This window comes from Nonomuraea fastidiosa (assembly GCF_042751225.1).
Lineage (GTDB): Bacteria > Actinomycetota > Actinomycetes > Streptosporangiales > Streptosporangiaceae > Nonomuraea > Nonomuraea fastidiosa.
Window position 1 is genome coordinate 1,758,011 of the sequence record NZ_CP170570.1, and the last position, 21,237, is coordinate 1,779,247.

Sequence of the window (21,237 nt, forward strand, 5' to 3'; positions counted from 1 at the left end):
CCTCGCACGCGACGGAGAGCCGCTCAGCGCCGCACAAGCGCTTTTGCCGGTTCTTTGCCGGGGAAATCCGGTGCGCCGCCGCCGAACGCCCTAATGCGGTTACTAGCTTCGTGTCTGGCCGTACGAGGCGTCTTCGGGGGAAGCGTGGGCGACACGGGCACAACTTCGTTCTTGGACCAGGTCAGGACCGAGCCGACAACCCTGCCGGCACTGTCGCGCCCGAAAGGGCTGCTGAGGCTGCTGGCGAAGGACCCGCTGGAATCCGATCTGAGCCGGCGCAGGTTCCGGCTCAGGGGCGGCACCGCCCGTACCGTCTTCGGCAAGGCCGAGCAGTCGTACGTCTTCGGCTACAACGCGGCGATCTCCCGCGAGATCGAGAAGGTCGAGGAGATCCCGCAGGAGCAGCGGCCCTTCGGCTACGAGGGCGCCGCCGCGGCGTGCACGGTGCTCGACCTGCTCACTCTGACCCGGGGCCGGCGCCTTCACGAGCTACTGGCCGGCCCCGCCCAGCATCACCGCCACGCCGCCTACCTCGGTGCCGGGCGCGGCTACGCGCTGCTGCGGCTGCGCCCGGTGTGGGGCGCGCGGCGGGCGCATCCGCTGCTGCGCTGGCTGGCCGTGGACGGGTTCGGCTTCCAGTGGGGGCTGTCCAGGACCGACCGCATGGTGGGCGAGCGCATGATGCCCGACCTGCTGACCCGGGCGCACTGCGCGGTGTTCGACCAGGGCCTGGGGCGGCTGCTGTGGTACCACGACTGCGCCTCGCCCGACGACGTGGCGGCGCGGATCGCGAGCTACCCGCCCTCGCGCCGGGCCGACCTGTGGAGCGGGGTCGGGTTCGCGGCGACCTACACCGGCGGCGCCGAGGCCGACGAGCTGTGGTGGCTGACGGAGCACGCGGGGGCCGACGGGTTCCGCGCGTACCTGGCGCAGGGGTGCGCGTTCGCGGTGAGCGCGCGGCTGCGCTCGGGGCTGCTGCCCGACCATGCGGCGCAGGCCGTGCCGATCCTGGCGGGCGCGGAGCCCGACGAGGCCGCCTCCTGGACGGACGAGGCGCTCATCGCGCTCGGGCACGAGGCGCACACGAATGAGGACTTCCAGCGCTGGCAGTCGCGGATCCGCCAGGCGTGGACCCGCAGGCACCGCTACTGACGGGCGCGAGGTGCCAGGTGCGACTCAGATGCCGGGCGCGACACGTTCCAGTACGCGCAGCGACCCCGTCACGGCCACCTCGGCGAACGCGCCGGAGGCCAGCGCCCGCAGATAGACCCGGTACGGGGCCTGCCCGCCGTCGGCCGGGTCGGGGTAGATGTCGTGGAAGACGAGCGCGCCTCCGGTCCTGACGTGGGGCGCCCAGCCCTCGTAGTCGCGGGTGACGGGCTCGTCGGAGTGTCCGCCGTCGATGAACAGCATGCCGAGCGGGGTGTTCCACAGCCTGGCCACCTGCTCGGAGCGCCCGACGATGGCGATCACCTCGTCTTCGAGACCGGCGGCGGCGATGGTGGCGCGGAAGAACGGCAGCGAGTCCATCTTGCCGAAGCGGGGGTCGATCAGGCTGGGGTCGTGGTGCTCCCAGCCGGGCTGGATCTCCTCCGAGCCCCGGTGGTGATCGACGGTGACGACCACGGAGCCGGTCTGGCGGGCCGCCGCGCCGAGGTAGATGGCCGACTTGCCGCAGTAGGTGCCGATCTCGCCGATGGGGCCGAGCTTGCCGTAGCGGCGGGCCGCCTCGTAGAGCGCCAGGCCCTCGTCGTCCGGCATGAAACCCTTGGCCTGCTGGGCCGCGCGCAGCAGCTCTGGCGGCATCGTCATAGCCCTGCACCCTAGCCGAACCGAATAACATTCCGCCGGGCTCTTGCCGGGCCGTTCTGCAACCTGTTCTACTTGGCACGTGAATCAGCGCGCTCGCATCGCGATGCCGGAGGACGAGATCGCCGCGTTCCTCGAAAGCTCCGGCAAGCTGCAGCTGGCCACCATCAACCCCGACGGGACGCCGCACCTCGTCACCATGTTCTACGGCCTCGACGAGGGCCGGATCGCGTTCTGGACCTACCGCAAGTCCCAGAAGGCCCGGAACATCGCCCGCGACCCCCGCGTGAGCTGCCTGGTCGAGGCAGGAGAGAGCTACGACGAGCTGCGCGGCGCGCTCGTCTACGGCACCGCCACGCTCGTGGAGGACCGCGACCACGTCATGGCCATCGGCCTCAAGGTCGCCCGCCGCACGACGCCGGGAGTGGCCGACGAGCTGCTGCTCCCCTACGTCGAGAAAACCGGGCTCAAGCGGGTCGCGTACGTCGTCGAGCGCACCAGAGTGGTCTCATGGGATCACAGGAGGCTCAGATGAAGGTGAAGGTCGACGAGCTGGTCTGCGAGGCCAACGCCGTGTGCATGGGGCTCGCACCCGAGGTGTTCGAGGTGGACGACGACGACCAGCTGCACATCCTGCTCCCCGAACCACCCCCCGAGCTGCAGGACCGCGTCCGCCACGCGGTCAGGTCCTGCCCGAAAGCCGCCCTGTCCATCGAAGAATAGCCGCACACGGCGGACCACCCCCAGGCACGAGGAGGAACTTCCATGCGCGCCGCGATCCTGCACGCCGTAGGCACCGACAGCAAGCTCGACCTCCGCGACGACGTCACCCTCGCCCCCGTCGGGCCGGCCGACGTCCGGGTACGGATCCGGGCCACCGGCGTCTGCCACTCGGACCTGTCGGCCATGTCCGGCGTGCTGCCGCAGCCGGTGCCGCTCATCCCCGGCCACGAGGGCGCGGGCGAGGTGGTCGAGGTGGGCGAGCACGTCAGCTCGGTCAAGCCGGGCGACCACGTGGTGATCAGCTGGCGTCCCGCGTGCGGCGAGTGCGACCTGTGCGTGGGCGGTCAGCCGTTCCTGTGCATGAAGTACCTGATCGAGTCCTTCAGCAAGGGCAACTTCCGCTTCGGCGGCGACAACGCGACGGCGTTCGGCATGGCCGGGTGCGGCACCTGGGCGGAGGAGGTGATCGTGCCCTGGCAGGGCGCGATCAAGATCGACGACGACCTGCCGTGGGAGGCGGCGGCGCTGATCGGCTGCGGCATCACGACCGGCGTCGGCGCGGCCATCAACACCGCGAAGGTGCGGCCCGGCTCCACGGTCGTGGTGATCGGCTGCGGCGGCGTCGGCCTGTCGGTCATCCAGGGCGCCAGGGTCAGCGGCGCGCGGACGATCCTGGCCGTGGACCCGCTGGTGTCCAAGCACGAGCTGGCCAGGAAGGTCGGCGCCACCCACACCACCACGCCCGAGCAGGCGGCCGAGGCGGTGAAGGAGCTCACCGGCGGCGCGGGCTTCGACTACGCCTTCGAGGTGGTCGGCAAGTCCGCGACCATCCAGAGCGCCTGGCAGCTCGCCCGCGCGGGCGGCGACGTGATCGTGGTGGGTGCGGGCGCGCTGGACGACATGGTGTCGATCTCCGCGTTCAACCTGCTCTTCGACGGCAAGAACCTGCTGTCCAGCCTGTACGGCGAGGCCGACGTGCGACATGACTTCCCGTACTTCGCCAAGCTCTACAAGGCCGGGCTGCTCGACCTCGAATCACTGATCAGCGCCCGGATCCGGCTCGGCGACCTCAACGACGCCGTCGAGGCGCTGCGCGGCGGCGAGGTGCTGCGCCAGATCGTGGTGATGGACTGACGCCCGGACGCGCTCCGCGCCGCAAGGAGACGCCGGCGTGGTCGGGGCCTCCCGCACAGGGGCCTCCCGCACAGGGGCCTCCCGCACAGGGGCCTCCCGCACAGGGGCCTCCCGCCCAAGAGGAGAGAAAGCGGACATCCGGACATACGCCTGGCGCCCCCGCAGGGACGCCGGCCGGTCCGGTCCCCCGCCGCTCAGGTGGTGGAGAAAGCGGCGTCGAAGGCCTGGCTCGGCGGCGTGATGGCGTTGAGCCTGCGGATGTAGCTCAGCGCCTCCTTGGCCCCGTCGAGCCGGTCCATGCCGGCGTCCTCCCACTCGATCGAGATCGGCCCGTCGTAGCCGATCGCGTTGAGGGCGCGGAAGCAGTCCTCCCACGGCACGTCGCCGCGGCCGGTGGAGACGAAGTCCCAGCCCCTGCGCATGTCGGCCCACGGCAGGTGCGACGACAGGCGGCCCTTGCGGCCGTCGCCGACGCGGACCCGCGTGTCCTTGCAGTCGACGTGGTAGATGCGGTCCTTGAAGTCGAGGATGAACCCGACCGGGTCGATGTCCTGCCACACCATGTGGGACGGGTCCCAGTTGAGGCCGAACGCCGGCCGGTGGCCGATGGCCTCAAGGGTGCGCACGGTGGTGTGGTAGTCGTAGGCGATCTCGCTCGGGTGCACCTCGTGGGCGAAGCGCACGCCGACCTCGTCGAAGACGTCGAGGATCGGGTTCCAGCGGTCGGCGAAGTCCTGGTAGCCGGCGTCCACCATCGAGGCGGGCACGGGCGGGAACATCGCGACCGTGTGCCAGATCGACGAGCCGGTGAAGCCCACCACGGTCTTCACGCCGAGCGCCGCGGCGGCGCGGGCGGTGTTCTTCATCTCCTCGGCCGCGGCCTGCCGCACCGACTCGGGGTCGCCGTTGCCCCAGATGCGGGCCGGCAGGATCGCCTTGTGCCGCTCGTCGATGGGGTGGTCGCAGACGGCCTGGCCGACCAGGTGGTTGGAGATCGTCCACACCTTCAGGCCGTGCTTTTCGAGCTGGGCGCGCTTCTGCTCCACGTAGGAGGGGTCGGACACCGCCTGCTCGACGTCGAAGTGGTCACCCGAGCAGGCGATCTCCAGGCCGTCGTAGCCCCACTCGGCCGCGAGCCTGCACACCTCCTCGAACGGCAGGTCGGCCCACTGCCCGGTGAACAGCGTGATCGGTCTCATCAGTCCTCCACCTCCGTGTAGCGGCTGTTGTCGGCCGCGCTGCGCTCGACCGCCTCCAGCACCCGCTGCACCCGCAGGCCGTCGGCGAACGACGGCGACGGGTCGGTCCCGTTGGCGATCGCTTCCAAGAAGTCCTTGACCTCGTGAGTGAACGTGTGCTCGTAGCCGAGGCCGTGGCCCGGCGGCCACCAGGCGCCGACGTACGGGTGGTCGGGCTCGGTGACGAGGATCCGCTCGAACCCGCCGCCGCCCTCGCTGTACCACAGCTCGTTCATCGACTCGAAGTCGAACGCGAGGCTGCCGCGCGAGCCGTTGATCTCGATGCGCATGGCGTTCTTGCGCCCGTTGGCGAAGCGGGTGGCCTCGAAGGAGGCCAGCGCGCCGCCGGACATCCTGCCGATGAACAGCGCGGCGTCGTCGACCGTGACCTGACCGCGCTCCGCCGAGCCGGTGGCGCCCAGCCCCGCCGACTCGGTGGCCAGCGGGCGCTCCTTGATGAACGTCTCCGTCAGCGCGGAGACGCCCAGGAGGTTCTGGCCGGTGATGAACTGGGCGGCGTCCACGATGTGCGCGCCGATGTCGCCCAGCGCGCCCGAGCCCGCCTTGTCCTTCTGCAGCCGCCAGACCAGCGGGAACTCCGGATCGACGATCCAGTCCTGCAGGTAGACGGCGCGGACGTGGCGGATCTCGCCGACGCGTCCCTCCTCGACGTACCGGCGGGCGAGCGCGACCGCGGGCACCCGCCGGTAGTTGAAGGCCACCATGCTCTTGCCCGGTGCCTTGGCCGCCGCCTGCGTCATGGCCTCGGCCTCCGCGACGGTGTTGGCCAGTGGCTTCTCGCAGATGACGTGCTTGCCGGCCTCAAGCGCGGCGATGGCGATCTCGGCGTGCGAGTCGCCGGGCGTGCAGATGTCCACGATCTGCACGTCGTCGCGTCTGACCAGCTCTCTCCAGTCGGTCTCGACGTCGGCCCAGCCGAGCTGCGCAGCGGCCGCCTCGGTGCGTTCCTTCGACCGTCCCGCGAGCACCGCCATGCGCGGTGCGAGCGGCAGGTCGAAGAACGCTCCGACGCTGCGCCAGGCCTGGGAGTGGACGCGGCCCATGAAGGCGTAGCCGACCATGCCCACGCCGATGGTGGTCTTGTCTGACATGCAACCCCCGATCAGGTTCAGGATTCGAAGCCGAGCGCCAGGTAGTTCTCGACGTTGTCCTTGGTGATGGTCTCGGACGCGAGCGTTATGGACTGGGGCACCTGGTTTTCCACCAGATCACTCATGCCCTTCCCCTGTGCTATCAGACGCGCCAGTTTGATCGCCGAGGAGGCCATGGTCGGGCTGTAGGTGACCGTCGCCTTGAGCACGGACGTGCCCGACTGGATCTCCCGCATCGCGTTCAGCGAGCCGGCGCCGCCGACCATGATGAACTCGTCGCGGCCCGCCTCCTTGATCGCGGCCAGCACGCCGACGCCCTGGTCGTCGTCGTGGTTCCACATCGCGTCGATCTTCTTGTGCGCCTGCAGCAGGGAGGTGGCGACCTCGTTGCCGGTCTCCACGGTGAACTGCGCGTCCTGCTTGGCGGTGACGCTGAAGCCGTACGTCTTCAGCGCGTCCTCGAAGCCCTTGCTGCGCTCCTGGGTCAGCGGCAGGGTGGCGATGCCCTGGATCTCGACGATCACCGGGTTCGACACGCCCTTGTCCTTGAGCTGCTTGCCGATGAAGTGACCGGCGGCCACGCCCATGCCGTAGTTGTCGCCGCCGATCCACGTCCGGTAGGCCAGCTTGTCGGGGAAGATGCGGTCGAGGTTGACGACCGGGATGCCCGCCTCGGTGGCCTGCAGCGCCACCTGGTTGAGCTGCTGGCCGTCGTTGGGCAGGATCACCAGCGCGTCCACCTTGGCCGCGATCAGCGACTCCACGGCGGAGATCTGCTGGTTGATGTCGTTGGTGGGCTCGACGGGCTTGAAGTCGATGTCGGAGTACTGCTTCGCGGTCGCCTCGGCGTTCTTGGCGATGGCGGCGATCCAGCCGTGGTCGGCGGCGGGGGCCGAAAAGCCGATCGTCACCTTCTCGCCCGGCTGGTCGTTGCCGCCGGTGGCCGCGGCGGACGGCGCGGGCGCCGCGCTGCTCGGCGCCGCCGCCGGTTCGTTGCTGGTGCAGCCCGCCGCCAACAGCACGGCTCCGCCGACGAGGAATCCCCTGCGCGCGACGTGGTCACTCATGGTGCTCTCTCCTTCAGGTTCCGCCGCTGGAGAAGGACGGCGACGACGATGATCAGGCCCTTGGCGATCAGCTGGTCGCTGGTGTTGAGCCCGTTGAGAATGAAGAGGTTCGTGATCAGGGTGAAGATCAGCAGGCCCAGGATCGAGCCCATGATCGTGCCCCTGCCCCCCGTGAGCAGCGTGCCGCCGATGATGACGGCCGCGATGGCGTCCAGCTCGTACAGGTCGCCGTGGGTGGACGAGCCCGTCGTCGTGCGCGCCATGATGAGAATCGCGGCGATGCCGCAGCACAGCCCCGACAGGGCGTACAGCAGCATCGTGTGCCGGCGTACGTCGATGCCGGCCAGGCGGGCGGCCTCAGGGTTGCCGCCCACCGCGTACGTGCGCCGCCCGAAGGTCGTGCGGTTGAGCACGATCCAGCCCAGCACCACGACCAGGGCGAAGATGTAGACCATCAGCGGGATGCCGAGCACGCGGGTGGTCGACAGCTCCACGATGGCGGTGTTCTCGGGCTGGATGAGCTGCGTCTTGCGGTCGGACATGCGCTGGGCCAGGCCGCGGGCGGCGACCAGCATGGCCAGGGTGGCGATGAACGGCACCAGCCGCCCGTAGGCGATGAGGATGCCGTTGACCAGCCCTGCCCCGGTGCCGACGAGGATGGCGCACATGGCCATCACCGCCGGCCCGTACGACTGTGTGGCGACCGTCGTCGCCCACACGCTGGCCAGCGCCATGACCGCGCCCACCGACAGGTCGATGCCGCCGCCGATGATGACGAACGTCGCCCCCACGGTGATGACGCCGATCGTGGCGGCCAGCGACAGGATGCTGACCAGGTTGGAGGCGGTCGCGAAGTTCTCGGGTCTGGTGATCAGGCCGACGATCACCAGCAGCGCCAGCGCGCCGATCAGGCCGAGGTGGCGCATCTCGGTCACCCCGCGGATCGACGGCCGCATCGGCAGCACCGCCTTCGCGGCGGGCTGGTCTGTTGCGGGCTCGCTCATCACGCCGCCCTCCCATTCATGATCATGTCCAGTACGCGATGCTCGTCCAGCTCGGCCGCCTCGCCCTCGTGGATGACCCGGCCCTCGCGCAGCACCAGCACCCGGTCGGCCAGGCCGAGCACCTCGGGCACCTCGCTGGAGACCAGCAGGACGCCGATGCCCTGCTCGGCCAGGTCGCGGATGACCGCGTACAGCTCGGCCCGCGCGCCCACGTCCACGCCCCTGGTCGGCTCGTCGAGCAGGAGCAGCTTGCGGCCGCCGAGCAGCCAGCGGGCCAGCACGGCCTTCTGCTGGTTGCCGCCCGACAGGGTCCTGATCGGGCGTTCGGGGTCGGGCGGGCGGATGTCGAGCATCTCCGCCAGGCGGCGGGCCTCGGCGCGCTCCCGCTTGCGGTCGAGCCAGCCGAATCTGGCGAAGCCCGGCAGCGTGCCCAGCGTGATGTTCGCGGTGACGCTCTGGTCGAGGAGCAGCGCCTGAGCCTTGCGCTCTTCGGGGGCGAGGCCCATGCCCCCGCGTACGGTGCCGACGACGCTGCGCCGCATCGGGCGGCCGTCGAGCAGGACGCGGCCGGTGGCGGGGCGGGCGCCGTACACGGCTTCGAGGATCTCCGAACGGCCGGAGCCGACGAGCCCGGCCAGCCCCACGATCTCCCCGGCCCGCACCGAGAACGACACCCCGGAGAAGACGCCGGGCGAGCTCAGGTTCTCCACCCGCAGCACCTCCTCACCCGGAGGGCGCTCGGCCCTGGGCGGGAAGACGTACTCGACGTTGCGGCCGGTCATGAGCGACACGATCTCGGAGGTGGGCGTGTCGCGGGCGGACAGGCCGACCGCGACCGTGCGGCCGTCCTTCAGCACGGTCACCCGGTCGCCGATCTCGCGGATCTCCTCCAGGCGGTGGGAGATGTAGACCACGGAGACGCCCTGGGCGGTCAGCTCGCGGATGATGCGGAAGAGGTTCTCCACCTCGTCGTGGGCGAGCGCGGCCGACGGCTCGTCCATGATGATGAGGCGGGCGTCGTGGGAGAGCGCGCGGGCCATGGAGACCACCTGCTTGGCGGCCGGTGACAGCCGCCCGACCTCCGCCGACGGCCGGATCTCCGGGTGGCCGAGGCGTTCCAGCACGGCGGCGGCGGCGCAGCAGCCGGCCGCCCTGTTGACGAAGCCGAAGCGGGCGTGCTCGTGACCGAGGAAGATGTTCTCCGCCACGGTGAGCCCGTCGACCAGGTCGAGCTCCTGGTAGATGGTGGCGATGCCGAGCCTGATGGCGTCGATGGGGCTGCTCGGGCGGGCCTCGGTCCCGTTGAAGGTGATCGTGCCCTCGTCCGGCTGGTGCACCCCTGCCAGCACCTTGATCAGGGTGGATTTGCCGGCGCCGTTCTGGCCGAGCAGGCAGTGCACTTCGCCCGCCCGTACGTCCAGATCGACTCCGTCCAGCGCGCGCACGCCGGGGAACTGCTTGACGATGCCCTTCATGACCAGCATCGGGAGTCCCTTTCAGGCGTTGACGATGCGGTTGATGTTTTCCGGTGACAGGTAGTGCTCGATCGCGAGGATCCCGGCGCCCAGGGCGGCGGCGTTGATCCCCGTACGGCTCGGCGTGATGGACAGGTGATGGGTGGCCAGGGGCAGCGACCTGCGGTAGACGGTCTCCCTGATGCCGGCGACGAGGTGCTCGTGCACCCGCGACAGCGCGCCGCCGATGACGATGACCTCGGGGTTGAAGAAGTTGACCAGGCTGGCGAGCACCTCGCCGATGAGCCGGCCCGCCTCCCTGACCAGGCGCAGCGCCTGGGTGTTGCCCGACTGCACGAGCGCCACGACGTCGGCGCCCGACTCGGCGGGCAGGCCCAGCTCGCTCAGCCGGCGCGCGATGGCGGCGCCGCCGGCCACGGCCTCCAGGCAGGCGCTGTTGCCGCACCGGCAGCCGGCGTCGTCGTGGCCGCTGACCCGGATGTGACCGATGTCGCCCGCGGAGCCCTGGGCGCCCCGGTGCAGCTTGCCGTCGGCCATGATGCCGCAGCCGATGCCGGTGCCGACCTTGACGAACAGCAGGTGCTTGATGTCGGTGAAGGCGTTGCGGTGCTCGCCCAGCGCCATCACGTTGACGTCGTTGTCCACCAGGACGTCGACGCCTTCGAAGTACTCGGGGATGGGGTAATCGTTCCAGCCCGGCATGATCGGCGGGTTGTTGGGCCGTCCGGTGGCGAACTCGACCGGTCCGGGCACTCCGATCCCGATCGTGCGCAGCGCGCTGTGGGGGCGGCCCGCCTGGGCGAGCAGGTGGTCGATGCGCTGGTTCACGTGGGCCAGCACGCTCTCCGGGCCGTCGGCGATGAGCAGGGGGTCCTCGCACTCGGCCAGCACGTTGCCGGAGATGTCCATGAGCGCGACCCGGCAGTGGGTGGCGCCCAGGTCCACGCCCGCGAAGGCGTGGTCCTCGGTGTGCAGGCGGAGCTGGCGCGGCGGCCGGCCGCCGGTGGACTCGCCGCTCTCGGTCTCCTCGATGAGGCCGCGCTCGATGAGGGCGTCCACGCGCTGGGAGATCGTGGATCTGGCCAGGCCGGTGAGCCTCGCCAGGTCGGAACGGGTGGTCGCCGAGCCCGCGCTGATCAGCGTCAGCACGTCGCCGGCGGAACCCGGCTGGGGGGTCATGCCGCGACAATAAGATCGCTGATGCGGCAAATCAAGAGCCTGTATCGACCAAACTCGCCTTACTTCCGCCGAAGATCGAACAAAGACCTGTTTGTTCTCAAAAATCCACCGTTCTGACACAAAAGCCCCCCTCGCCGACGTGCGGCGACGGCGCGGCTCCGGGCCTACGCGCACTCGGGAAGCGGACCGACACGAAGGCCCCGTCGCCGGCGTGCGGCGACGGGGCCCCCGAGGAACGTACGGTGCTAGAGCATGGCCTTCATGGAGTCTCCGGCGGTCAGCACGTACGGCTGCTCGGCCATCACCGACTCCCAGTTGCTCGCGATCGCCTCGGGCGTGATGTCGTCGGTCTTCCAGCCCGGCCCCTCGGCCACGAACACCCGTGCCACCCGGCCGGCGCCGACGCTGAACACCTCGCCGCTCGTCTCGCACGACTCGTGCACGAGGTAGGCGACCAGCGCGCTGACCCGCTCGGGGGTGAACTTGGCCTCGAACTCGGCCGGCAGCAGCGCCTCGGTCATGCGGGTCCAGGCGATCGGCGCGATGGCGTTGGCCTTGATGCCGTTGCGCGCGCCCTCGATGGCGATCGTCTTGGTCAGGCCGACCAGGCCCATCTTGGCGGTGGAGTAGTTGGCCTGGCCGAAGTTGCCGAACAGGCCCGCCGGGCTGGAGGTGTTGACGACGCGGCCGTAGCCCGCGGCCTTCATCAGCGGGTACGCGGCCTGGCTGACCAGGTACGAGCCGCGTACGTGGACGGCCAGCACCGCGTCGAAGTCCTCGACGGTCATCTTGCCGAACGACTTGTCGCGCAGGATGCCCGCGTTGTTGACGACGATGTCCACCTTGCCGAAGGCGTCGACGGCGGTCTGCACGATGGCCCGCGCGCCCTCGGGGGTGGCGACGTTGTCGGTGCTCGCGACGGCCTGGCCGCCGTTCTTCGTGATGAGGTCGACGACCTCGGCGGCGGGCCCTTCCGAGGCGCCGGTGCCGTCGAGCGCGCCGCCGAGGTCGTTGACCACGACCTTGGCCCCGCGCTCCGCCAGCAGCAGCGCGTGCGACCTGCCGAGGCCGTGCCCGGCCCCCGTGATGATCGCGACCCTGTCGTCGAACCGAAGCATCGAACCTCCCAGGCAGGAGAACATCGTTCTAGTACGCCTACGATAACCGGCTCAGGGCGCGCGCCACAGATCCGGCTCGCCCCGCTCGCGATCGCCTTAAGGCGCGTGCCACAGGTCCGGCTCGCCCGGCTCGCGCACCACCCTGCCCTTGGCCTCAAGCCAGGCCAGGTGCGCCAGCGTCTCGTTGTTGGCCGAGCGCCGCATGAACGGCGGGATCGTCTCCCACGGCCGCGACCAGGTGAGCCTGGTGGCGACGTCCCAGCAGGCCGCCGCGCCGCCCTCGGCGAGCACCCGTTCGATCTCGGCGAGGCGCGCGTCGTGGTGCGCCATCACGGCGTCCACCCGCTCGGCCAGCTCCAGGAAGCGGTACTCGTGGGCGGGCAGCACCTCGTCCACCTCCAGCTTGCGCACGGCGGCCAGCGCGTCGAGGTAGTCGGCGAGCGGGTTCGGCCCCGACTGCGGGTGCACGGCCACGATCGGCGTGATCTTCGCGAGCACGTGGTCGCCGGAGAACAGCACCCGCCGCTCGGGCGAGACGAAGCACAGGTGGCCGGGCGAGTGACCGGGGGTCCAGACGGCGCGCAGGTCCCAGCCGGGCAGGCCCAGGTCGTCGCCGTCCTCGACCAGGCGGTCCGGCTTGGCCATGGTGACCACGTGCCTGATCATCATGGACGCGCCGGCCAGCTCGTCCAGCGTCAGCTCGGGCACGCCGCAGCGGCGCAGCAGCGCCCGCTCCCGCCGCACCAGGGCGTCGATCACGTCGTCGTCGTAGCGCTCGCGGATCAGGCGGGCGTCGGCGGGGTGCAGCGCGATCCAGGCGCCCGACACCTCGCGGACCCGCCCGGCCAGGCCGTAGTGGTCGGGGTGGATGTGGGTGACGAGCACCCCCTTGACGTCGGTGATCGCGTACCCGGCCACCCCCAGGCCGGCCACGAGCGCGTCGTACGCCTCGTCGGTGTTCCATCCGGCGTCGATGATCGCGACGCCGTCGGGGAGTTCGAGCGCGTAGACCAGCACGTACCGGAGGGGGTTGATGGGGATCGGCACCGGGATGGACCACAGGCCGGGGCGTACGCGCTCGACGCCGGGAACGCTCCCGCCTGCCCATGCCTCCCGCTGTGCCGCGTTCGCGGGGGTCACCACAAATTTCGCCACACGCCCGAATATAGTTCTGTCACAGAATCGTGTTCTACTAGGGGTCATGAAGCCGAGCCGCGAGATCTCCGATGATGGCCGCTTCGTCCGCCAGCCGAACCGTTTCACGGAACGGCTCGGCCCGCCCGAGCCCGGCCGTTACCGCCTCTACGCCTCCTACGCCTGCCCGTGGGCCCAGCGCGTACTGATCGTCCGCAAGCTCCTCGGCCTGGAGGAGCTGCTCGAGGTCGCCATCACCGACCCCATCCGCGACGAGAAGGGCTGGCGCGTCCCCGGCGGCGACCCCGAATACCTGTCGGAGCTCTACCACGCCACCGACCCCGGCTACACCGGCCGCTACACCGTCCCCTGCATCTGGGACATCAAGGAAAAGCGCATCGTCACCAACGACTTCCCCCAGATCACCCTCGATCTGGAGATGTCCTGGGGCACCTCGCCCAACCTCTATCCTGAGCGCCTGCGTCCCGACATCGACATCATGAACGACCGCCTCTACCACGGGCTCAACAACGCGGTCTACGAGGCGGGCTTCTCGCGGAGCCAGCAGGCGTACGAGGAGGCGGTGGCCCGCGTGTTCACCACCCTCGACTTCCTCGAGGTGCGCCTGGCGGAGTCGGAGTTCCTCTTCGACACGCTCACCGACAGCGACATCCGCCTCTACACCACGCTGGCCCGCTTCGACACCGTTTACTACTCGCACTTCAAGTGCTCGGTCCGGCGGCTGGTGGACTATCCGGCGCTGTGGGCGTACGCGCGCCGCCTCTACGCCATCCCGGCCTTCCGCGAGACCACCGACTTCGACCAGATCAAGCGCCACTACTACATGACGCAGACCAACATCAATCCGAGCCGGATCGTGCCCGTGGGGCCTGAGCTGGACTGGAGCCTCTAGCTCCGGCCACCGGCGGCCCGGGGCCGCCGGCACCGCGACCACGACCCGCCCACACCCTGCCCGGGGCCGTCAGCACCGCGACCACGCCTCACCCACGCCCTGCCCGGGCCGGCCTGGGCGGTCACGACCCGCCCACGCCCAGGCAGGCCGGCCCGGCGGCCGGCGCGCAGGCCGCCCGGGACGCCCGCCCCTGAGGCCCTCCTCTCTGCCAGGAGGGCGGGCGGTAAGGCCGCCCCCTCTGGCGCGTCCCGCCCGCCTGCCGGGGCCTGCCTCTTTATGCGGTCAGAAGCCTGTCGCCGCCCTCCTCGGCCAGAACCTCGGCAGGCGTGGGCGCCTCCGGGTCCAGATCGATCAACCACTCCATGTAGAGCGACAACGAGATCCCGCGCCGCTTGGCGGCCAGGTCGAATCGCTTCTTGAGCACTTCCGGCACACGGGTCTGCAAAGGCACATTGCCCCCACCGGTCCCCTTAGGCCGCTGCACTCTCCCTGGTATTCCTGGCATGCCGAGGATCATCGCGCATCTACCAGGACCGATGCATTCAAGTGATCGGCGTGTCGCAAGAATTCTTTCCCGATCCGTGAACCAACGTGGAGCAACAAAGCCGCAAACCCGGAACGACCGGCACCATTCGGACAGGGTCGGGGGCCGCCTTGCCGGATCCCCCGGCGTGGGGGCATTCAGCCCGCCCGGACGACGACAGCCCGCCCGGACGACGACCGAGCAGGCCGCGGATCGGCATCAACCCGAGCCGGATCGCGCCCGCGGGGCCTGAGCCGGACTGGAGCCTTGAGCCACCGGCAGCCGTACGAAGAACAGGACCGAGGCCAGCAGCACCACGACCACGACCGTCCACGCCCACGCCAGGCCCGCCTGGGCGGCCAGCGCGCCGAGCGCCAGGTTCCCCACCGCGCTGCCGCCCTGTAACGCCAGCGAGCCGGTCGAGGTCACGGTGGTGCGCTCGGCCGCGGTCACCGCGTTGTGCGTCAGCTCCAGGCAGAGCACCGAGGTGATCGCGGCGCCGACGAACAGCACGACGTAGGCCACACCGGCGCTCGCCGTACCCGCGAGTCCGTCGAGCGACGACGTGGCGGCGAGCGCCGCGACGGCGAGCGCGCTCAGCAGCGTCCCTGCCATCGCTCCCCGCGCCGAGCCGCCCGCCAGCGCGGCCGTACGGGGCGCGAGCGCGCTGCCCGCCGCGCTGCCGGCGAACCCGAGCGCCGCGACCACCGCGTAGAACAGGCTGCCCCGCTCGGCCGTGCCCGCCAGCTCGGCCAGCCGGCCCGGCGTGAGCAGCTCGACGCTCACCAGCATGAGGCCGGAGACGGCGGCGGCGCCCATCATGCGGCGCAGCACCGGCGCTCCCGCCGCCAGCCGGACGCCGCCCACGACCGTGGCGGGCACCTCGCGCAGCACGCCGCCGAGCGACCTGCGCGCGCGGGCCGGCTCGGGCAGCGCGAACAGCACCACGACCAGCAGCGCCGCGGCGGCCACCACCCCCGCAAGCGGCGGCGCGGCCAGCGGGAACATCAGCGACGACGGCACCAGCAGCGGCAGGCAGCCGCCGCCCAGCACGCCCGTGCACAGGGCGACGGACTCCATCATCGCGCCCTTGGCCAGGCCGGGCGCGAGGTCGGCTTCCCGGCCCTCGACGGCGTGCAGCGTGTCGACGTACCAGGAGGTGGCCGGGCCGCTCGACAGCGCCCGCGCCACGCCCTTGAGCACGCCGCTGGCCAGGAACATCCAGAACGTCGTGGAGACGCTCATCAGCACGAGCGCCGCCACGGTGAACGCGGCCGATGCGGCCAGCACCACGCGCCGCCCCACGACGTCGGACAGCCCGCCGGTGGGCAGCTCCAGGCTCACGGTGACGACCGAGAACACCATCGTAGCCAGCCCGATCTCCGCCAGGCCGAGCCCGCGCTCGCTCATCAGCAGCACCATGACGGTCATCTGGAGCCCGGTGGGCAGCCAGGTCAGGAAGCTGACGAGCATGTAACGCCGCAGAGCCGAGCGCGCGGTCACGTCCGTTCCTCCCGCTTTTGCGGGAAGCCGCCCACGAACAGGTGGACGGGGCGGCTGTCCTGCGCGCCCGCGTACCGGGCGGTGAGCTCGCCGAGCAGCTCCTCGGCCCGCCTCATGAACTCGGCGAGCGCCTGCGGCGGCAGCTCGGCGAAGTGGTCGTCCACGCCCGCCGCCTCGACCCACTCCGGCGGCCAGTCGTCCTCGTCGAACCCCAGGATCCGCTCCGCCAGCACCTCGGCCTGCCGGGTCCTGATGACCTCGACCGCCTCGCGCCCGCCCGGCACGCCGACCATCTCACGGCTGTTCCACGAGGTGTAGCGGTGGCGGGCGCGCCAGCGGCGCTCGCGGCCGTCACGGCCGCCCGGGTCCTCCTCGATGAAGCCGTACTTGAACAGCTCGCGCAGGTGATAGCTGGTCGAGCCCGAGCTCTCCCCCGTCTTGCGGCCCAGTTCGCTGGCCGTGGCGGGCCCTTCGGTGCGCAGCAGGCCGAGCAGCCGGCCGCGCAGCGGGTGTGCGACCACCTTGAGCGCCTGCGGATCACTGATCTTGTAGCGGTCCTCCATGCCGCCGACGATAACCCGCAAAAGCAATTTTGCAAAGGTACTTTTGCGGTTTTGCGCGCTCCTAGACTGTGGGGATGCTCGACGACATCTGGGTTGACGACTCCGTCTTCGCACTCCGCCCCGACTTCGCGGTGCTCGCCATGACCGCACACGGCCTGCGCAACGGGCCCACGGACGACAGGTCGCGCGGCTGGCTGAAAGAGGCGGCCGAGGTGGAGGTCCAGACGGCCAAGATCGACGCCTGGAAGGACGCCTACCGCGCGTTCGGCGCCAAGCCGTCGCGCACCAGGCCCTCGGTCGACGCGCTCACCCGGCGCATGCCGCTGCCGGAGATCAACCTGGCGGTCGACGCGTACAACTCGGTGAGCGTCAAGCACGCGCTGCCCATCGGCGGCGAGGACCTCGACCGCTACTCAGGCCCCGCCCGGCTGGTGCGCGCCACCGGCGACGAGCCGTCGGAGGAGGCGCTCGGGCAGCCCGAGCCCGGTGAGGTCATCTGGCGCGACGACATCGGCGTCACCTGCCGCCGCTGGAACTGGCGCCAGGTCGTGCGCACCCGGCTCACCGAGGAGACCACCAACGCGATCTTCCTGCTCGAACGCCTCGAGCCGATGTCGCTGGAGGAGCTGGAGCAGGCAGGCGATGAGCTGGCCGCACTCCTCAGGGAGCTGTCGCCGGACGTCAGCATCGCGCGCAGAGTACTGACATCCGGGAAATAAACCTCCGCCCACGGTGTTGATACCAAAGAGTAATAAAGGCTGCACCACCCGGATTGACGAGGGGGGCGTGACGTCTTTGCACGGTCCTGAGACGATCGTTCGAGGCGGCACGCCCTCTTGGGCGCGCGCTACCGGTCTGGGCGAGTAGCCTTGGACAGGTTCTCTAACATCAACGCCGATCTGCGGAAGAGGGCGATTTCCGCCGTGTCGTCTGAGTCGTCGCGGACAAACCCGCTGGCAAGCTTTGGTCAGAACGAATGGCTTGTCGACGAGCTGTATCAGAAGTACCTCCAAGATCCTGAGTCTGTCGACAAGGCCTGGTGGAACTTCTTCGCTGACTACAACCCTGACTATGGACCGGGCCGATCCCCGGCCAGGGAGGCGGCGAACGGCAGTGTGACCGCGCCCGCGCCTCCCCAGGCGCCGAAGGCGCCACCGGCCGAAAAGCCGAAGCAGCCGGCCACCCCGGTGCCCCAGGGCGCCGAAGAGGTCAGGCTGCGCGGCGCGGCGGCACGCACGGCCGCCAACATGGACGCGTCGCTGTCGGTGCCGACCGCGACCAGCGTCCGCGCCATCCCGGCCAAGCTGCTCATCGACAACCGCATTGTGATCAACAATCACCTCAAGCGGGGTCGCGGAGGCAAGGTCTCCTTCACGCACCTGATCGGGTTCGCGATCGTCAAGGCGCTGAAGACCATGCCGGAGATGAACTACTCCTACGCGGAGATCGACGGCAAGCCCACCCTGGTCAAGCCCGAGCACGTCGGGTTCGGCCTGGCGATCGACGTCCAGAAGAGCAACGGCGAGCGCCAGCTCCTCGTGCCCTCCATCAAGGCCGCCGAGCAGATGGACTTCCGGCAGTTCTGGATGGCCTACGAGGAGATCGTGCGCAAGGCCCGGGCGGGCAAGCTCGGGGTCGACGACTTCACCGGCACCACCATCTCGCTGACCAACCCCGGCACCATCGGCACCGTCCACTCCGTCCCCCGCCTGATGCCCGGCCAGGGCACCATCATCGGCGTCGGCGCCATGGAATACCCGGCCGAATACCAGGGCGCATCGCCCGACACGCTGTCGCGCCTGGCCGTCTCCAAGGTCATGACGCTGACCAGCACCTACGACCACCGGATCATCCAGGGCGCCCAGTCGGGCGACTTCCTGCGCCAGATCCACCGGCTGCTGCTCGGCGAGGACGGCTTCTACGACGAGATCTTCGAGGCGCTGCGGATCCCGTACGAGCCGGTCCGCTGGGTCCAGGACATCTCGGCCTCCCACGACGACGACGTGGCCAAGTCCGCTCGCGTGCTGGAGCTGATCCACGCCTACCGCGTGCGCGGCCACCTGATGGCCGAGACCGACCCGCTGGAGTACAAGCAGCGCAAGCACCCCGACCTCGACATCCAGAGCCACGGCCTGACGCTGTGGGACCTGGAGCGCGAGTTCGCCACGGGCGGTTTCGGCGGCCGTCCGCTGATGAAGCTGCGCGACATCCTGGGCGTGCTGCGCGACTCCTACTGCCGTACGGTCGGCATCGAGTACATGCACATCCAGAACCCCGAGGAGCGGGCCTGGATCCAGGAGCGGGTGGAGAAGCCGCACAAGTCGCCCGCGCGTGACGAGCAGCTCAACATCCTGTCGCGGCTCAACACCGCCGAGGCGTTCGAGACCTTCCTGCAGACGAAGTTCGTCGGCCAGAAGCGCTTCTCGCTGGAGGGCGGCGAGTCCCTCATCCCGCTGCTCGACTCGGTGATCAGCAAGGCCGCCGACGAAGACCTCGACGAGGTCGTCATCGGCATGGCCCACCGCGGCCGCCTCAACGTGCTCGCCAACATCGTGGGCAAGTCCTACGCGCAGATCTTCGGCGAGTTCGAGGGCAACATCGACCCGCGCACCGCCCACGGCTCCGGCGACGTGAAGTACCACCTGGGCGCCACCGGCACGTTCACCGCGCCGAGCGGCAAGACCATCACCGCGTCCGTGGTCGCCAACCCCTCCCACCTGGAGGCGGTCGACCCGGTGCTCGAGGGCGTCGTCCGCGCCAAGCAGGACCTCCTCGAGCGCGGCGAGGAGGGCTTCACCGTCCTTCCCGTCCTCGTCCACGGCGACGCGGCCTTCGCCGGCCAGGGCGTCGTGGCCGAGACGCTCAACCTGTCGCAGCTGCGCGGCTACCGCACCGGCGGCACCGTCCACGTCGTGGTCAACAACCAGGTCGGCTTCACCACCTCGCCCGCCTCGTCCCGTTCGTCGGTCTACGCCACCGACGTCGCGCGGATGATCCAGGCGCCGATCTTCCACGTCAACGGCGACGACCCCGAGGCCGTGGTGCGCGTGGGCCGGCTGGCCTACGAATACCGGCAGGCGTTCCGCAAGGACGTCGTCATCGACCTCATCTGCTACCGCCGCCGCGGCCACAACGAGGGCGACAACCCCGCCTTCACCCAGCCGCTGATGTACGACCTCATCGACGCCAAGCGCTCGACCCGCAAGCTCTACACCGAGGCCCTGATCGGCCGCGGCGACATCACGGTCGAAGAGGCCGAGCAGGCGCTGCGCGACTACCAGGCCAAGCTGGAGCAGGCGTTCACCGAGGTCCGCGAGGCGGCGAAGAAGCCTCAGGAGGCGGCCGCCATGCGGGTGCCGCCGGCCGAGGTCGTCAAGTGGTCCCACGCCGACACCCACACCGCGATCACCGACGAGACGCTCAAGCGCATCGTCGACACCCAGCTCAACCTCCCCGAGGGCTTCACGCCGCACCCGCGTCTCGCGCCGGTGCTGCAGCGCCGCGGCCAGATGGTGGAGCAGGACGCGATCGACTGGGCGATGGGCGAGACGCTGGCCTTCGGCTCGCTGCTCATCGACGGCCACCCGGTGCGCCTGGTCGGCCAGGACTCCCGGCGCGGTACGTTCACCCAGCGCCACGCCGTCCTCGTCGACCGCATGACCGGGGCCGAGCACACCCCGCTCAAGGCGTTCAACGAGGGCACCACGAAGTTCTACGTCTACGACTCGCTGCTCAGCGAGTTCGCGGCGCTCGGCTTCGAGTACGGCTACAGCGTGGTCCGGCCCGACGCCCTGGTCTGCTGGGAGGCGCAGTTCGGCGACTTCGTCAACGGCGCCCAGACGATCATCGACGAGTTCATCGCCTCGGGCGAGCAGAAGTGGGGCCAGAAGTCCTCGGTCGTGCTGCTGCTGCCGCACGGCTACGAGGGTCAGGGTCCCGACCACTCCTCGGCCCGCATCGAGCGCTTCCTCCAGGTCTGCGCGCTCGACAACATGACCGTCGCCCAGCCCACCACGCCGGCCAACTACTTCCACCTGCTGCGCTGGCAGGTGCAGTCGGGCCGGCGTAAGCCGCTGGTGGTCTTCACGCCGAAGTGGCTGCTGCGCCACAAGGCGGCCACGTCCAAGGCGTCCGACTTCACCTCGGGCACCTTCCAGCCGGTCCTCGGTGACACCACCGTGGACCCGGCGAAGGTGACCAAGGTGGTGCTCAGCTCCGGCAAGATCTACTACGAGATGCTGGCGCAGCGCGAGAAGCTCGGGCGCGACGACGTGGCGCTGGTCCGGCTGGAGCGGCTCTACCCGTTCCCGGCGGAGGAGCTGGCCGCCGAGCTGGGCCGCTACGGCGCGCAGGCCGAGCTGGTCTGGGCTCAGGACGAGCCGGTCAACATGGGCCCGTGGCCGTACCTCACGCTCAAGCTGGCCGAGGACCCGCAGACGCTGGGCGGCCGGCCGATCCGGCGGGTGTCGCGTACGCCCAACAGCTCGCCGGCGACCGGTTCGCACAACCAGCACGACCGTGAGTCCGAGGAGATCCTGCGCCAGATCTTCGGCTGATCTCGTGCGAGCTCGCGTGATCACCCGCGTTTGATCATCGACTCGCGAACGCCGGCTCGTGATCACCGGCTCGTGATCACCGGCTCGCGTGACCTCCGGTGAGCCCCCTGCCTTCGGTGGCCGGGGGCTCACTGCTGTCACGGCAGGCTAAAGTCGGGGCGGGGCGCTGGGGCGCGCCCCCAGGAA

General features: G+C 70.2%; 19 protein-coding genes. 7 read left to right on the forward strand and 12 right to left on the reverse strand.

The window, feature by feature from the left end:
- Window positions 1-171 precede the first annotated feature (171 nt).
- A complete protein-coding gene (locus tag ACFMQL_RS07895; RefSeq protein ID WP_364059302.1) occupies window positions 172-1,152 on the forward strand; it encodes a DUF1702 family protein in 981 nt (326 codons plus the stop codon).
- Between the two features lie 24 nt (window positions 1,153-1,176).
- Here the strand turns inward: ACFMQL_RS07895 and ACFMQL_RS07900 are convergent, their stop codons facing one another.
- Window positions 1,177-1,806, reverse strand: a complete 630-nt coding sequence (locus ACFMQL_RS07900) for a class I SAM-dependent methyltransferase (protein ID WP_364059587.1) — start codon at window positions 1,804-1,806, stop codon at window positions 1,177-1,179.
- A gap of 85 nt (window positions 1,807-1,891) precedes the next feature.
- On the opposite strand from ACFMQL_RS07900, the gene ACFMQL_RS07905 reads away from it, so the two are divergent.
- The 3 genes from ACFMQL_RS07905 to ACFMQL_RS07915 are packed head-to-tail and all read left to right on the forward strand — an operon-like array spanning window position 1,892 to window position 3,666.
- On the forward strand, window positions 1,892-2,344 hold the full coding sequence (locus ACFMQL_RS07905) for a pyridoxamine 5'-phosphate oxidase family protein (protein WP_364059305.1): 453 nt from the start codon (window positions 1,892-1,894) through the stop codon (window positions 2,342-2,344).
- Complete coding sequence (locus ACFMQL_RS07910) at window positions 2,341-2,532, forward strand: ferredoxin (RefSeq protein WP_138716482.1); 192 nt, start codon at window positions 2,341-2,343, stop codon at window positions 2,530-2,532. Before ACFMQL_RS07905 ends, ACFMQL_RS07910 begins: the two co-directional genes overlap by 4 nt.
- Before the next feature lie 42 nt (window positions 2,533-2,574).
- Window positions 2,575-3,666 (forward strand): Zn-dependent alcohol dehydrogenase, encoded by a 1,092-nt coding sequence (locus ACFMQL_RS07915; protein WP_364059309.1) that lies wholly within the window; start codon window positions 2,575-2,577, stop codon window positions 3,664-3,666.
- A 194-nt stretch (window positions 3,667-3,860) separates the two neighbouring features.
- Here ACFMQL_RS07915 and ACFMQL_RS07920 read toward each other — a convergent pair whose 3' ends face one another.
- The 8 genes from ACFMQL_RS07920 to ACFMQL_RS07955 all read right to left on the reverse strand — a co-directional run bounded on the left by ACFMQL_RS07920 (window position 3,861) and on the right by ACFMQL_RS07955 (window position 13,014).
- Entirely contained in the window at window positions 3,861-4,868 is a 1,008-nt protein-coding gene (locus ACFMQL_RS07920) for a sugar phosphate isomerase/epimerase family protein (RefSeq protein WP_364059590.1), read from the reverse strand.
- The gene (locus tag ACFMQL_RS07925) at window positions 4,865-6,016 is read right to left on the reverse strand and encodes a Gfo/Idh/MocA family protein (protein WP_378785083.1); all 1,152 of its coding nucleotides are present in this window, start codon (window positions 6,014-6,016) and stop codon (window positions 4,865-4,867) included. The genes ACFMQL_RS07920 and ACFMQL_RS07925 overlap by 4 nt, the downstream gene beginning before the upstream one ends.
- 17 nt (window positions 6,017-6,033) lie before the next feature.
- The gene (locus ACFMQL_RS07930; RefSeq protein WP_364059315.1) at window positions 6,034-7,083 is read right to left on the reverse strand and encodes an ABC transporter substrate-binding protein; all 1,050 of its coding nucleotides are present in this window, start codon (window positions 7,081-7,083) and stop codon (window positions 6,034-6,036) included.
- Window positions 7,080-8,087: an ABC transporter permease gene (locus ACFMQL_RS07935; protein WP_364059318.1), complete on the reverse strand. Its 1,008-nt coding sequence runs from the start codon at window positions 8,085-8,087 to the stop codon at window positions 7,080-7,082. Before ACFMQL_RS07935 ends, ACFMQL_RS07930 begins: the two co-directional genes overlap by 4 nt.
- The gene (locus ACFMQL_RS07940) at window positions 8,087-9,571 is read right to left on the reverse strand and encodes a sugar ABC transporter ATP-binding protein (protein WP_378785084.1); all 1,485 of its coding nucleotides are present in this window, start codon (window positions 9,569-9,571) and stop codon (window positions 8,087-8,089) included. The genes ACFMQL_RS07935 and ACFMQL_RS07940 overlap by 1 nt, the downstream gene beginning before the upstream one ends.
- 12 nt (window positions 9,572-9,583) lie before the next feature.
- On the reverse strand, window positions 9,584-10,741 hold the full coding sequence (locus tag ACFMQL_RS07945) for an ROK family transcriptional regulator (protein ID WP_364059324.1): 1,158 nt from the start codon (window positions 10,739-10,741) through the stop codon (window positions 9,584-9,586).
- 245 nt (window positions 10,742-10,986) lie between these two features.
- Complete coding sequence (locus ACFMQL_RS07950) at window positions 10,987-11,859, reverse strand: SDR family oxidoreductase (protein WP_364059327.1); 873 nt, start codon at window positions 11,857-11,859, stop codon at window positions 10,987-10,989.
- A 96-nt stretch (window positions 11,860-11,955) separates the two neighbouring features.
- Window positions 11,956-13,014 carry an MBL fold metallo-hydrolase gene (locus ACFMQL_RS07955; RefSeq protein ID WP_364059330.1) on the reverse strand — a complete coding sequence of 353 codons (1,059 nt, stop codon included), beginning with the start codon at window positions 13,012-13,014 and terminating at the stop codon, window positions 11,956-11,958.
- Between the two features lie 46 nt (window positions 13,015-13,060).
- Between ACFMQL_RS07955 and ACFMQL_RS07960 the strand changes: the two genes are divergently transcribed.
- On the forward strand, window positions 13,061-13,906 hold the full coding sequence (locus ACFMQL_RS07960; RefSeq protein ID WP_364059333.1) for a glutathione S-transferase C-terminal domain-containing protein: 846 nt from the start codon (window positions 13,061-13,063) through the stop codon (window positions 13,904-13,906).
- Window positions 13,907-14,180: 274 nt separating this feature from the next.
- Here ACFMQL_RS07960 and ACFMQL_RS07965 read toward each other — a convergent pair whose 3' ends face one another.
- From ACFMQL_RS07965 to ACFMQL_RS07975, 3 genes are all read right to left on the reverse strand, one after another.
- Window positions 14,181-14,339: a hypothetical protein gene (locus ACFMQL_RS07965; protein WP_364059336.1), complete on the reverse strand. Its 159-nt coding sequence runs from the start codon at window positions 14,337-14,339 to the stop codon at window positions 14,181-14,183.
- 309 nt (window positions 14,340-14,648) lie between these two features.
- Window positions 14,649-15,932: an MFS transporter gene (locus ACFMQL_RS07970; protein ID WP_378785086.1), complete on the reverse strand. Its 1,284-nt coding sequence runs from the start codon at window positions 15,930-15,932 to the stop codon at window positions 14,649-14,651.
- Window positions 15,929-16,495 carry a winged helix-turn-helix domain-containing protein gene (locus ACFMQL_RS07975; protein ID WP_364059342.1) on the reverse strand — a complete coding sequence of 189 codons (567 nt, stop codon included), beginning with the start codon at window positions 16,493-16,495 and terminating at the stop codon, window positions 15,929-15,931. The genes ACFMQL_RS07970 and ACFMQL_RS07975 overlap by 4 nt, the downstream gene beginning before the upstream one ends.
- A gap of 74 nt (window positions 16,496-16,569) precedes the next feature.
- Here ACFMQL_RS07975 and ACFMQL_RS07980 point away from each other — a divergent pair, with 74 nt between their 5' ends.
- Window positions 16,570-17,214 (forward strand): phenylalanine--tRNA ligase beta subunit-related protein, encoded by a 645-nt coding sequence (locus tag ACFMQL_RS07980; protein ID WP_364059345.1) that lies wholly within the window; start codon window positions 16,570-16,572, stop codon window positions 17,212-17,214.
- 204 nt (window positions 17,215-17,418) lie between these two features.
- A complete protein-coding gene (locus ACFMQL_RS07985; RefSeq protein ID WP_364059348.1) occupies window positions 17,419-21,051 on the forward strand; it encodes a multifunctional oxoglutarate decarboxylase/oxoglutarate dehydrogenase thiamine pyrophosphate-binding subunit/dihydrolipoyllysine-residue succinyltransferase subunit in 3,633 nt (1,210 codons plus the stop codon).
- Window positions 21,052-21,237: the final 186 nt, after the last annotated feature.

What these genes read in the sequence shown, in the direction of transcription:
- ACFMQL_RS07900 (WP_364059587.1), bottom strand. Translation starts at nt 1,806, where the DNA reads ATGCCGCCAGAGCTGCTGCGCGCGGCCCAGCAGGCCAAGGGTTTCATG.
- ACFMQL_RS07910 (WP_138716482.1), top strand. Translation starts at nt 2,341, where the DNA reads ATGAAGGTGAAGGTCGACGAGCTGGTCTGCGAGGCCAACGCCGTGTGC.
- ACFMQL_RS07915 (WP_364059309.1), top strand. Translation starts at nt 2,575, where the DNA reads ATGCGCGCCGCGATCCTGCACGCCGTAGGCACCGACAGCAAGCTCGAC.
- ACFMQL_RS07925 (WP_378785083.1), bottom strand. Translation starts at nt 6,016, where the DNA reads ATGTCAGACAAGACCACCATCGGCGTGGGCATGGTCGGCTACGCCTTC.
- ACFMQL_RS07930 (WP_364059315.1), bottom strand. Translation starts at nt 7,083, where the DNA reads ATGAGTGACCACGTCGCGCGCAGGGGATTCCTCGTCGGCGGAGCCGTG.
- ACFMQL_RS07935 (WP_364059318.1), bottom strand. Translation starts at nt 8,087, where the DNA reads ATGAGCGAGCCCGCAACAGACCAGCCCGCCGCGAAGGCGGTGCTGCCG.
- ACFMQL_RS07940 (WP_378785084.1), bottom strand. Translation starts at nt 9,571, where the DNA reads ATGCTGGTCATGAAGGGCATCGTCAAGCAGTTCCCCGGCGTGCGCGCG.
- ACFMQL_RS07945 (WP_364059324.1), bottom strand. Translation starts at nt 10,741, where the DNA reads ATGACCCCCCAGCCGGGTTCCGCCGGCGACGTGCTGACGCTGATCAGC.
- ACFMQL_RS07950 (WP_364059327.1), bottom strand. Translation starts at nt 11,859, where the DNA reads ATGCTTCGGTTCGACGACAGGGTCGCGATCATCACGGGGGCCGGGCAC.
- ACFMQL_RS07960 (WP_364059333.1), top strand. Translation starts at nt 13,061, where the DNA reads ATGAAGCCGAGCCGCGAGATCTCCGATGATGGCCGCTTCGTCCGCCAG.
- ACFMQL_RS07975 (WP_364059342.1), bottom strand. Translation starts at nt 16,495, where the DNA reads ATGGAGGACCGCTACAAGATCAGTGATCCGCAGGCGCTCAAGGTGGTC.
- ACFMQL_RS07980 (WP_364059345.1), top strand. Translation starts at nt 16,570, where the DNA reads ATGCTCGACGACATCTGGGTTGACGACTCCGTCTTCGCACTCCGCCCC.